This is a genomic window from Streptomyces sp. SID14478 (assembly GCF_010548525.1).
In the GTDB taxonomy this organism is placed as follows: Bacteria; Actinomycetota; Actinomycetes; order Streptomycetales; family Streptomycetaceae; genus Streptomyces.
Genome location: NZ_JAAGMG010001427.1, coordinates 1 through 11,611 on the forward strand (window position 1 = coordinate 1; position 11,611 = coordinate 11,611).

Below are 11,611 nucleotides of genomic sequence, written 5' to 3' on the forward strand. Positions count from 1 at the left end.
GCTCGTCCGCGGGCCTGCCGAGCGCGTCGCCCACCTCGTCCCGGGTGCGCAGCCGCACGGCGTCCTGGCCGCGTTCCTCGCGCAGCTCCTCCAGGACCGCCAGTTCGGTCGCCGACCGGGCCACCACCAGCGCGCCCTCCTGCGGCGCCCACAGTCCGGCGCGGGCGGCGGCGTCCAGCCAGCCGGTGCGGGAGCGGGTGGCGAGGTCCAGCAGTTCGCCGCGCTGCGCGGTGATGCAGCAGTGTCCGAAGTTGCGTACCGACGCCCCCACCGGCCGCCGGTCCCGCTCGACCACCGTGACGCGCAGTCCGCGCCGCACCGCCTCGACGGCGTGCGCGAGGCCGACGATGCCCGCGCCGACCACGACGAGGTCGGCGCGCTCACGGGGCAGGGCGACGGGGGCGGGAGGGGCAGAAGGTGCGGTAGTCAGGCTCATGCCCTCCAGCCTGCGGAGCCGTGATCGGCTCCGGCAAGTGTTGTCTATACAAGTTTCCCGGATGTTTACCAGATGGGCGCCTTGGCGGATCTTGCCCTGGACCGTAGCGGGCTGCGAGACTCAAGTTGTGAAGACAAGTGAGGACGGGCCGCTGCACCGGCGGCTCGGCGCGGAGTTCCGGCGGCGCATCGAGACGGGGGAGTGGCCCGAGGGGCTGCCCGTACCGAGCGAGGCGCAGCTCTGCGAGGAGTTCGGCACGTCGCGCGGGCCGGTGCGCCAAGCACTCGCGCAGTTGCGCACGGAAGGACACCTCGTCGGCGGCCGGGGCAGACCCCCCGTCGCCCGGCGGGGCACCCCGTCCCAGCCGTTCGCCTCGCTGATGTCGTTCACGCAGTGGGCGCACTCCATCGGACGGACCCCCGGCCAGCACACGGTCGAGGTCGCCCGGCGGCGCGCCGGAGCCGACGTCGCGGCCCGCCTCGGCCTCGACGAGGGCGCCCCCGTCGTCGACCTCGTACGGCTGCGGCACCTCGACGGGGTGCCCGCGATGGTAGAGCGCTCCACGTTCGTCCTCGACGTGGGTGCCCATCTGTTCGCGGTCGACCCCGACGGGGGCTCCGTCTACGAGGCGCTCACCTCCCGCGGCGTCGATCTGCACCACGCGCGCCACACCATCGACGCCATCGCCGCCGACGCCGACGACGCCGGTCTGCTGAAGACGGCACCGGGCCAACCGCTGCTGCGCGTGCGGCGGTTGGCGTACACCGGCGACGGCACGCCCGTCGAGTACGCGGACGACCGCTACCTGCCGTCCATGGCCACCTTCACCATCGAGAACACCGTCGGGGGCCGCACCGTCGCCGGTCGCGACCGCTCCGACAGTGCATCCATCCGACCCACCCCCTAAGGAACACCAGTGATCGAACTCGCCGTCTTCGACATGGCAGGCACGACGATCGAGGAACACGGCGCCGTGTACGAGGCACTGCGGCACGCCGTCGAGTCGACCGGAGTCGCCGTCGCCCCATCCGATCTGCAGACCTGGATGGGCACCGACAAGCGTGAGGCGATCGCCGCGCTCGTGCGCATCGGCGGCGGCAGTCCCGACGCGCAGCTCGTCGAGCGCCAGTACGGCGTCTTCCGTACGTATCTGAAGCAGCGCTACGAGGACGTGCCGCCGCAGCCGATAGCCCACGCCGACAAGGCACTGGAGACGCTGCGTGCCCGCGGCATCAAGATCGCCCTCACGACCGGTTTCAGCGACGACGTGGCGCTGCCGCTGCTCGCCTCGCTCGGCTGGTCCACCGCGGAGGGCGGCAACCTCGACGCCGTCGTCACGTCCGACGAGGTGCCGCGCGGCCGGCCCGCCCCGTACATGATCCACCGGGCGATGGAGAAGTGCGGCGTCGTCGACGTGCGCAAGGTGCTCGTCGCGGGCGACACGATCGTCGACCTGGAGGCCGGCACGAACGCGGGCGCGGGCGTCGTCGTCGGCGTGCTCACGGGCCAGTTGACCCGTGAGCAGCTCGAAGCCCACCCGCACACCCACGTGCTGGACGGCGTCGCGGACGTCCCCGGCCTCCCGGAGACCCGCGGCGTCAGCTGAGCGCGGCGTCCACGATCGCCTGCGCCTCGCTCTGCACCTGCGCGAGGTGCTCGGCCCCGCGGAACGACTCGGCGTAGATCTTGTACACGTCCTCCGTCCCGCTGGGCCGCGCCGCGAACCACGCGTTCTCGGTGGTCACCTTCACCCCGCCGATCGCCGCCCCGTTGCCCGGAGCCTCGCTCAGCCGGGCGGTGATCGGCTCCCCGGCGAGGGTGTCCGCGGTGATCGCGTCGCCCGTGAGCCGCGCGAGGCGCGCCTTCTGCTCCTTCGTCGCCTTCGCGTCGATCCGTGCGTACGCCGCGCCCGACGCCCCGTGCTCGGCGGCGAGTTCGGCGTAGTACACCGACGGCGTCTTCCCGGTCACCGCGGTGATCTCGGCGGCGAGCAGCGCCAGCAGGATGCCGTCCTTGTCGGTGGTCCACACGCTGCCGTCCTTGCGCACGAAGCTCGCCCCGGCGCTCTCCTCGCCGCCGAACGCCACCGAGCCGTCGACCAGGCCGGGCACGAACCACTTGAACCCGACCGGGACCTCCACCAGTTCCCGGCCGAGCGAGGCGGCGATCCTGTCGATGACCGCGCTGGAGACCAGCGTCTTGCCGACCGCGGCAGACGCCGACCACTGCGGGCGGTGGGAGAACAAGTAGTGGATGCAGACGGCCAGATAGTGGTTCGGGTTCATCAGACCCGCGTCCGGCGTGACGATGCCGTGTCGGTCGGCGTCCGCGTCGTTCCCGGTCAGCAGGTCGTAGTCGTGGCGGCGCGCGAGCACGGACGCCATGGCCGGCGCCGACGAGGGGTCCATGCGGATCTTCCCGTCCCAGTCCAGCGTCATGAAGCTCCACGCCGGATCGACGACGGGGTTCACCACGGTCAGGTCCAGCCCGTACTTCTCGGCGATCCGCGCCCAGTAGTGCACGCTCGCGCCGCCCAGCGGATCGGCGCCGATGCGTACGCCCGAGGCCCGGATGGCCTCCACGTCGACGATGTCCGCGAGGTCCTCGACGTAGCGCTCACAGAAGTCGTAGGCCTCGGGCGAGGGGTTCTCGACCGTGCGCGGCACCCAACTCGCGTCCTCCAGGAGCTCGTTGGCGCGCTGAGCGATCCACGACGTCGTCGTCGAGTCGGCGGGGCCGCCGTGCGGCGGGTTGTACTTGAAGCCGCCGTCGCGCGGCGGGTTGTGGCTCGGCGTGATGACGATGCCGTCGGCGCGGTCGGCCTGCTGCCCGTCACGGTTCCAGCGCAGGATCGCGTGGCTGAGGGCGGGCGTCGGCACGAACCCGTCGTGCGCGTCGGCCATGACGCGGACACCGTGGGCCGCCAGTACACCGAGGGCGGTCCGGAGTGCGGGCTTGGACAGGGCATGGGTGTCGGGCCCGATGAACAGCGGTCCCGTGATGCCCTCGGCCGTGCGGTGCTCGACGATGGCCTGCGTGATGGCGGCGATGTGCTTCTCGTTGAAGGCGCCGTCGAGGCTGGAGCCGCGATGGCCACTCGTACCGAAGACGACGCGCTGCTCGGGGCGCGCGACGTCCGGCACCCGGGTGTAATAGGCGTCGATCAGCGCGTCGAGGTCGACGAGGTCGTCCGGCCGGGCGGGGGTTCCTGAGCGGTCAGTCATGCAGGAAGTGTCCCATCTGCCGACGGCGCGGAACGGGCTGCCGTCCGCCTCGCCCGTACGGGGCGGGCCGCACCGCACGGGCGCCACCTCCGCTCCGCTCGCCCCACGGCGCGCCCCCGCCTAGCCTGAGGCATGGCTTCCGGTAGCACGAAGGCGATCGTGGCGGCCTTGGCCGCCAACCTGGCGATCGCGGTGGCGAAGTTCGTCGCGTACCTCTTCAGCGGTTCCTCGTCGATGCTCGCCGAGAGCGTCCACTCGCTGGCCGACTCCGGCAACCAGGGACTGCTGCTGCTCGGCGGCAAGCGCTCCCGCCGCGAGGCGACGCCCCAGCACCCCTTCGGCTACGGCCGCACCCGCTACATCTACGCGTTCCTCGTCTCGATCGTGCTGTTCTCGCTGGGCGGCATGTTCGCGCTGTACGAGGGCTACGAGAAGATCCGCCACCCGCACGCCATCAGTCACTGGTACTGGCCGGTCGGCGTGCTGGTGTTCGGCATCGTGGTGGAGTCCTTCTCGCTGCGCACCGCGGTGGTCGAGTCGAACGCGGTGCGGGGCGGGAAGTCGTGGCGGGACTTCGTCCGGCACGCGAAGGCGCCCGAGCTGCCGGTCGTGCTGCTGGAGGACGTCGGCGCGATGATCGGTCTCGTGCTCGCGCTGATCGGCGTCGGCCTCGCCCTGGGCACCGGGAACGGGATCTGGGACGGCGTCGGCACGCTGTGCATCGGCGTCCTGCTCGTCGCCATCGCGCTCGTGCTCGCCACGGAGACCAAGTCGCTGCTGCTGGGCGAGGCCGCGGGGCCCGAGGACCTGGCCCGCATCGAGGCGGCCCTGGTGGACGCCGGTACCGTCACGGCCCTGGTGCACATGCGCACGCTCCATTTGGGCCCGGAGGAACTGCTCGTGGCCGCGAAGATCGCCGTGCGCGGCGACCTCACCGTGGCACAGGTGGCCGCCGCGATCGACGCGGCGGAGGAGCGGGTGCGCGCGGCGGTGCCGATCGCCCGGGTCATCTACCTGGAACCCGATCTGCCGCGCGCACCGCTTCCGACGGGGTGAACCCCGTTGCGGTGAAGGGAGTTCAGGACTCCCCGGCCTCCTCGCGTGCCCGGAGGATCTCGGCGACCTGCGCCGCGATGTGCGCCTCGGCGGCCGCCTTGTCGATCCCCAGTCCGGCGAACAGCCCGGCCCCGTTCTCGTGCTCCAGGAGCGCGAGCAGGATGTGCTCGGTGCCGATGTAGTTGTGCCCCAGGCGCAGCGCCTCGCGGAACGTCAGCTCCAGCGCCTTCTTCGCCTCGGCGTCGAACGGCACCAGGGCCGGCATGTCCTCGGACACGGGCGGCAGGGCCGCCGTCGCCGCCTGCCGGACGGTGTCGAGCAGGACGTCCTGCGCGAGGATCGCCTTGGCGGCCAGCGCCTCCGGCTCGTGCAGCAGTCCCAGGGTGAGATGGGCGGGGGTGATCGTGGCGTTGGCGGCGGCGCGGGCCTCGTTCTGCGCGGCCACCACCACGTTGCGGGCGCGCACCGTGTACCGGCTGAAGCCCTGGGTGTACCGGTTGAAGTCCTGGCTCGGGTCCGTCGGGCCCTCGCTCTTGGGCACGAAGCGCTTCTGTGCCGCCTGCCGGGTGACGCCCATGCTCTTGCCGATGTCGGTCCAGGAGGCGCCGGAGCGGCGGGCCTGGTCGACGAAGTGGCCGATCAGGTGGTCGGCGACGTCGCCGAGGTGGTCCGCCGCGATCACGGCGTCCTGCAGCTGGTCGAGCGCTTCGGAGTGGGTCTTCTTGATGGCTTCGATGAGGTCGTCGAGGCGGACGGAGGGGTTCGTGCTCTGCGGCTGCGTCATGAGGCAACCCTAGGTTGACAGTCGAGGGGTGTCAACCATGAGTTGACACCCCGGTGCGGGCTGTCAGACGGTCGGCGGATTCAGCTGCCGGAAGCCGTCCTGGGTGCGGTACGGGTAGTAGGGATAGGGCACCTTGACCTCGCTCGCCGCGTCCAGCTTCGCGACCTGCTCGGGGGTGAGCTCCCAGCCGACGGCGCCCAGGTTCTGCTTCAACTGCTCCTCGTTGCGGGCGCCGATGAGCACGGACGAGACGGTCGGGCGGCGCAGCAGCCAGTTGATGGCGATCTGCGGGATCGCCCTGCCGGTCTCCTCGGCGACCTCGTCGAGCGCGTCGACCCCCCGGTACAGCAGCTCGTCCTCGATCGGCGGCCCGAACTGTGCCGTCCGGTGCAGTCGGCTGTTCTCCGGCAGCGGCTGCCCGCGCCGGATCCTCCCGGTGAGCCGGCCCCAGCCCAGCGGGCTCCACACCACGGCGCCCACGCCCTGGTCCTGGCCGAGCGGCATCAGTTCCCACTCGTAGTCGCGGCCGACGAGCGAGTAGTACACCTGGTGTGCCGCGAACCGCGGCCGCCCGTGCTTCTCCGCCTCCAAGAGCCCCTTCATCAGCTGCCAGCCCGCGTAGTTGGAGACGCCGGTGTAGCGGATCTTGCCCGCCTTGACCAGGTCGTCGAGCGTGGACAGCACCTCTTCCACCGGTGTGCCCGCATCGTAGGCGTGCAGCTGGAACAGGTCGATGTAGTCGGTGTCGAGGCGGCGCAGGGCCGCCTCGACGGATCGGATCAGGCGGGAGCGCGAGACTCCGGCGTCCTGGGGCCCCTCGCCCGTCGGCAGGGCGGCCTTCGTGGAGATCAGTGCCCGGTCGCGGCGGCCCTTGAGTGCCGCGCCGAGCACCTCCTCCGAGGCCCCGTCCGAGTAGACGTCGGCGGTGTCGAAGAGGGTGACCCCGGCGTCCAGGCTGAGGTCGACCATCCGCCGCGCCTCGTCGATGCCGGAGTCGCCCCAGGCGGAGAAGAGGGGGCCGCGTCCGCCGAACGTGCCGGCGCCGAAGCTGAGCGCGGGGACCTTCAGGCCGGACGTCCCCAACTGTCGGTACTCCATGTCGATCCCCTTAATAGTTCTGCGGTTCCGTTAGTGCGTGCCGCGACTGTAGCAGGGGAGGGCTCAGTAATGGAACCTTGGTTCCTTTAGGAGGCTCGTGAGAAGCAAAAGGGTGGCCGGGCGATGTGCTCGCCCGGCCACCCCGACTGCTGTGCCGCTTCGCGCTACGGCAGAAGGTTGATCTTGAAGGTGGAGGTCGTGTTGCGGACGTCCACCGCGTTGTCGCTCAACTTCAGGTTGTGGAAGGTCACTTCACCGACCGCCGGACCCTGTCCCGCTTCCGGCATCTCGTTCGCCCACAGGCCGAAGCCGGACTTCGCGTCGTACGCGTCGCCGCTCTTGTGGGCACCGGAGATCGTCACGTCCGTCAGGATCGTGTCCTTGATCGGGAACTGCGGCTGTCCTCCTACGTAGTTGGTCTGGAACATGATCCCGCTGTACGTCGGGTCGACGATGTCGACGTCGTTGACGCGGATGCCCTGGAACACCTTCGACGCCGAGAACATCCAGATCCCCGGGAACGTCTGGCCGCCCCAGAAATGGCCGCCGGATCTGATGATCGAGGTGTTCTCCAGCGCGGTCGGGCCGGTGCCGAACCCGTTCATCGGGTACCCGAAGTCCAGCGAGCTGATGGTGACTCCGGAGTAGACGAGCGTGTCCGCGACGAGGATGTTGCGGAACGTGTTGTCGTACCCGCCGTACACGGCGATGCCCGCCGCCCGCCACGTCAGCAGCGACGTCAGGTTCTCGAACACGTTGTTCTTCTCGTCCGCGCCGCCCGCGTCGATCGCCGAGAACAGGGCGAAGCTGTCGTCGCCCGTCGCCCGGGACTCGTTGTTCACGACGTGGTTGTCCGTCGAGCCGTTCGTCATGTTGACGCCATCGGCGAACGTGTCCCGGATCCGGGAGTTCTTGACGGTGATCCGGTCGGTGTTGGCGCCCCAGTACAGGCACACCGTGTGCTCGTTCCAGATGTCGTCGATGGTGATGTCCGCGACGTTCGAGAAGTCGAAGACCTTGCCCGGACCGTCGATGCGGGACGTGTAGTTCCCGAAGAAGGAGAAGTGCGCGAACGAGGAGCCGTTCGCACTGGCCTCCGCGCGGAAGCCCGCATCCGTGTTCTCCTGCGACGACGGCGTGTGGAACCGTGTGAACCACGGCCCGGCGCCGACGACCTGCACGGCCTTGCCGTACACCTGGAACTTGTTCGACGTCTCGTAGTCACCGGCCGGCAGGTACACACCGACGAGCTTGCCCGTCGTGTCCATCCGCACCTTGTCGAGGGCGTCCTGCACGGCCTGCTGCGAGAACCCGGTGGGGACGGTGTAGGTAGCCGGGTCCGGGTTGGGCAGCGCGGTCGCCTGCTCCAGGCTCACGAAGTCGATCGCGTACGTGGTGTCGTTCGCGGCGTCCTTCTGCAGCCGGATCTTGCTGCCCTGCGGCACGGTCTGTCCGAGCAGCAGGTTCGCCTCGTCGTAGATGTGCCGCTGGGTGCCCGCGCTCGGCGCGTTGCCGGGCCCGGTCTCGTTGCCGTACAGCCAGGCGTACTTGGACGTCAGGTCGATGGCCTTGAGGTACTTGCCGTCGACGTAGACGTTCAGCGTGGAGTTCTTGCCGCCGCCGCCCGCGGCGTCCGGGATCGAGAAGCGGGTGACGAGGGTGTTCGTCGGCGCCTTGGTGGTGAACTCGACGTAGCTGCCGGTGCTGTCGAGGCTGACGGCCTTGCGGCCCGAGGCCTCGCCCGCGAGGTCGCCGACCGTGCGGTTGGGCCCGAGGACCTTCGCGCCGCCGCCGACCGCACCGTCCTCCGCCTCGTACATGTCGTACGGCATGCTCGCGCCGCGTCCCACGAACAGCGGCTGGGAGGCGGTGTTGTTGTCGCGCTTGACGGGCAGCTCGTTCGCGTCGGCGGCGAGCACGGTCTTCACCGTGAACTTGCCCTTGCCCGCCGTCCACGTGCCGAGCTTGACCGGCGCGGTCGTGTCACCGGCCGCGATCGCCCCGTCGTAGGAGCCCGTGAGCGTCTTGACGACCGTGCCGCCGGCGTCGGAGACGGTCAGCGTGACGCCGTGGCCGCTCGCCGAACTCGCCTGGTTCCCCTGGTTCTTGAGGGAGGCCGAGAAGGTGACCGTGTCACCCTCGCCGGGCGCGCTCGGCGACCAGGAGGTCGAGGCCACCAGGTCCGCGCTCGTCACCGGCTTGACGACGAGGTTCGTCGTGCTCGTGTAGGCGTTGTTGCCCTCGTCGCGTTCGATGACCTTGTTGGCGGGGTCGACCACCGCGCCGACCTGGTACGTGCCCGCGTCGCGCGTCCCGATGTCCGCGCTGACGGTCGCCGTCGCCCCGGCGGCGAGCGCACCCACGGAGGCGGAGCCGGCCTTGTCCGAGCCGAGCTTGAAGTCGAGGTCGGTCGCCTCGGCCGCCTCCGTGCCCGCGTTGCGCACCGTCGCCGACAGGGTGATCCTGTCGGACTCCACCGGAGAGGCGGGCTGCGAGGTGATGCCCGTGACCTGCAGGTCGGGGTTCGACGCGGGCTCGCCCAGCACCTGGAACTCCGCCAACTGGCCTGCGGGAGCGCCGGAGTTGGCGGTGAACACGAGCCGGACGTCCGCCACGCGCGCGGTGACCGGCACGCTCACGCTGTTCGCCCCGCTCGCCGGGTTGAACGTGTAGTCCTTCGCGGCGACCAGCGTCGTGAAGCCCGAGGCCTTCTGCTCACGGCCCTGCACCTCGATCTTCTGGGTGCGGGTCGACCACGCGGCATCCGGGTTCAGCTTCAGGACGAGCGAGGAGACGTCCGCGTTCGAGCCCAGCTTCACGGTCAGCGTCTGGGGGTAGCTGCCCCCGCCGCCCTCCCAGTACGTGCTGGTGTCGTCGTCGACCGCGTTCTCGGCGACGTACGTGAACGTCGAGGACGAGGCCGTGACCGGCTTGCCCACGGCCAGGTTCGCCGCGACGGGCGTCGAGCCGTTGCGCGTCGTGGAGTTGGAGTTCGTGGACTGGTTGCCCGCCGCGTCCTTCGCGCGCACCGTGTACGTCACCGTCGCCGAGGCGGGCTGCGTGTCGGTGTACGTCGTCACGTCACCGGCGACGGACTTGATCAGGCTGCCGTTCGCGTAGATGTCGTACGCCGTGACCTTCACGTTGTCGGTCGACGCCTGCCAGGTGAGTTTGATCTGGCCCTTGGTCGCCTCGGTGAAGGCGAGGTTGCCGGGCGCCGTCGGGGCCTGGGTGTCGCCCGTATCGCCCTTGCGCGTCACCGAGTTGGAGTTCGCCGACTGGTTCCCGGCCGCGTCCTTGGCGCGCACGAAGTAGGTGAGCGTCGCCGAGGCCGGCTGGGAGTCGGTGTAGGTGAGCGTGTTGCCGTCGACCGACGCGCGCAGCGTGCCGTTCGCGTAGATGTCGTAGCCGGTGACCGCGACATTGTCCGTCGCGGCCTTCCAGGTCAGCTTGATCTGACCGGTGGCCGGTTCGATGTAGGCGAGGGAACTGGGCGCGCCCGGCGCCTGGGTGTCACCCGTCGTCGGCCCGTAGACCTCCAACTCGGACAGCTGGCCGGCCGCTTGACGGGTGTTGGCGGTGGCGAGCACGCGTACGTACCGCGTCGTCACCGTGTCGAACGTCAGGGTCTGCGCCTGCCCGCCCGCGGCGGTGAACTCGTACGCCTTCGAGGCCACCAGATCGCTGAAGGCGGAGCCGTTCGTGCTGCCCTGCACCGTCAGCGTCTGCGTCCGGGTCTCCCAGCCGGGCGGCAGGCGCAGCACGATCCGGTTCACCCGGACCGACGCGCCCAGGTCCACCTGGACCCACTGCGGCAGCGCGTCGCCCTTCGACTCCCAGTAGCTGGCCACGTCGCCGTCACCGGCGTTCGCCGCGGCGTACGTCTGCGTGGTGGAGCTCGCCGTGAAGGTCTTGCCGCGGGCGAGGTTCACCGAGGACTCGCCGGTGCCGTGCACCTCCAGTTCCGACAACTGGGCCGCTTGCCAACCTGAGTTGGCGCTCACCGAGACGCGCACGTACCGGGTCTGCGCCGCCGCGAACGACACGGTGACCGTGTTCGCCGAGCCGGGCGCGAAGGCGTACGAGGCCGACGCCTTCAGGGTGTCGAACGAGGTGCCGTCCGCGCTGCCCTGTACGGAAAGGGTCTGGTTCCGGCTCTCCCACGAGCCCGGCAGGCGCAGCACGACCTCGTCGACCCGGGCCGTCGAGCCGAGGTCGACCTGCACCCACTGCGGCAGGTCGGAGCCCGAACTCTCCCAGTACGTCGAGGAGTTGCCGTCCGTCACGTTCGCCGCGCCGTACCCCGGATTGCTGCTGCTCGCCTTCGCCGCGGCGCCCGCCGCGAGGTTCGGTCCGCCCGCGGCCTGCGCCGCGGGCGAGGGCAGGCCCAGGAACGCGAGGGCGAGCGAGAGGATCACGACAGCGAGGCCGCGTCTCCTGCCCCGCCCTCCGGATCTGAGCAATGGCTGTCTGATCATGCTTCCCCTGTCCCTGCACCGAGCGTGCAGTGAAGCGAGCGATCTCAAGGAGCGACATCAGGTTCTTGCGTTGAGTTGTTGGAGAATTGCAGAGAGGTGTCGTGGAGTCCACCGTTTGAACAGAGGTAGTTGCGATGGGGGAGAATCTCGGCCATGCCCCACGCACAGGCGGCCGACGGTGCCGCGCTCCACTACGAACTCCGCGGCAGCGGCGCCCCGTTGGTGCTCCTCGCCGGTCAGGCGAACAGCCGCCGCTGGTGGGAGCCGGTGCTGGACCGCTTCGCCGCGGCCTTCGCGACCGTCGTCCTCGACTGGCGCGGCACCGGCGGGAGCGACCGGCCCGACACGGACACGTACAGCACGCAGAACTTCGCCCGCGACGTCGTCGCCGTCCTCGACCACGCGGGCATCGACCGCGCGCACGTCTACGGCACCTCCATGGGTGGCCGCGTCGCCCAGTGGCTCGCCGCCGACCACGCCCCGCGCGTGGACCGCCTCGTCCTCGGCTGCACGTCCCCCGGCGCCCCGCACGGCG

At 70.4% G+C, this 11,611-nt stretch carries 9 protein-coding genes; 4 read left to right on the forward strand and 5 right to left on the reverse strand.

Features of this window, described 5'->3' with window-relative positions:
* Positions 1 to 436 (reverse strand): FAD-dependent oxidoreductase (locus tag G3I40_RS44915; protein WP_239092320.1); only part of this gene is annotated, 436 nt, incomplete at its 3' end.
* Between the two features lie 127 nt (positions 437 to 563).
* Between G3I40_RS44915 and G3I40_RS44920 the strand changes: the two genes are divergently transcribed.
* A complete protein-coding gene (locus G3I40_RS44920; protein ID WP_164560540.1) occupies positions 564 to 1,343 on the forward strand; it encodes a GntR family transcriptional regulator in 780 nt (259 codons plus the stop codon).
* A 9-nt stretch (positions 1,344 to 1,352) separates the two neighbouring features.
* On the forward strand, positions 1,353 to 2,042 hold the full coding sequence (locus G3I40_RS44925; protein ID WP_164560541.1) for a phosphonatase-like hydrolase: 690 nt from the start codon (positions 1,353 to 1,355) through the stop codon (positions 2,040 to 2,042).
* Here G3I40_RS44925 and pgm read toward each other — a convergent pair.
* The gene (gene pgm, locus G3I40_RS44930) at positions 2,035 to 3,660 is read right to left on the reverse strand and encodes a phosphoglucomutase (alpha-D-glucose-1,6-bisphosphate-dependent) (protein WP_164560542.1); all 1,626 of its coding nucleotides are present in this window, start codon (positions 3,658 to 3,660) and stop codon (positions 2,035 to 2,037) included. The two genes, G3I40_RS44925 and pgm, sit on opposite strands and share 8 nt — an antisense overlap.
* Before the next feature lie 132 nt (positions 3,661 to 3,792).
* Here pgm and G3I40_RS44935 point away from each other — a divergent pair, with 132 nt between their 5' ends.
* Positions 3,793 to 4,716 carry a cation transporter gene (locus G3I40_RS44935; RefSeq protein ID WP_164560543.1) on the forward strand — a complete coding sequence of 308 codons (924 nt, stop codon included), beginning with the start codon at positions 3,793 to 3,795 and terminating at the stop codon, positions 4,714 to 4,716.
* Between the two features lie 22 nt (positions 4,717 to 4,738).
* Here the strand turns inward: G3I40_RS44935 and G3I40_RS44940 are convergent, their stop codons facing one another.
* The 3 genes from G3I40_RS44940 to G3I40_RS44950 form a co-directional block, all read right to left on the reverse strand.
* The gene (locus G3I40_RS44940) at positions 4,739 to 5,500 is read right to left on the reverse strand and encodes a Clp protease N-terminal domain-containing protein (protein WP_164560544.1); all 762 of its coding nucleotides are present in this window, start codon (positions 5,498 to 5,500) and stop codon (positions 4,739 to 4,741) included.
* Positions 5,501 to 5,563: 63 nt separating this feature from the next.
* A complete protein-coding gene (locus tag G3I40_RS44945; RefSeq protein ID WP_164560545.1) occupies positions 5,564 to 6,598 on the reverse strand; it encodes an aldo/keto reductase in 1,035 nt (344 codons plus the stop codon).
* A gap of 164 nt (positions 6,599 to 6,762) precedes the next feature.
* Positions 6,763 to 11,076, reverse strand: coding sequence for a discoidin domain-containing protein (locus G3I40_RS44950; protein ID WP_164560546.1), 4,314 nt, complete (start codon positions 11,074 to 11,076; stop codon positions 6,763 to 6,765).
* Between the two features lie 153 nt (positions 11,077 to 11,229).
* Here G3I40_RS44950 and G3I40_RS44955 point away from each other — a divergent pair.
* On the forward strand, positions 11,230 to 11,611 hold a 382-nt coding region (locus G3I40_RS44955), incomplete at its 3' end, for an alpha/beta fold hydrolase (RefSeq protein ID WP_164560547.1).

Bases quoted from the DNA above. Each gene is read 5' to 3' on its own strand.
- pgm (WP_164560542.1), bottom strand. From the start codon at position 3,660: ATGACTGACCGCTCAGGAACCCCCGCCCGGCCGGACGACCTCGTCGAC.
- G3I40_RS44950 (WP_164560546.1), bottom strand. From the start codon at position 11,076: ATGATCAGACAGCCATTGCTCAGATCCGGAGGGCGGGGCAGGAGACGC.
- G3I40_RS44945 (WP_164560545.1), bottom strand. From the start codon at position 6,598: ATGGAGTACCGACAGTTGGGGACGTCCGGCCTGAAGGTCCCCGCGCTC.
- G3I40_RS44940 (WP_164560544.1), bottom strand. From the start codon at position 5,500: ATGACGCAGCCGCAGAGCACGAACCCCTCCGTCCGCCTCGACGACCTC.
- G3I40_RS44935 (WP_164560543.1), top strand. From the start codon at position 3,793: ATGGCTTCCGGTAGCACGAAGGCGATCGTGGCGGCCTTGGCCGCCAAC.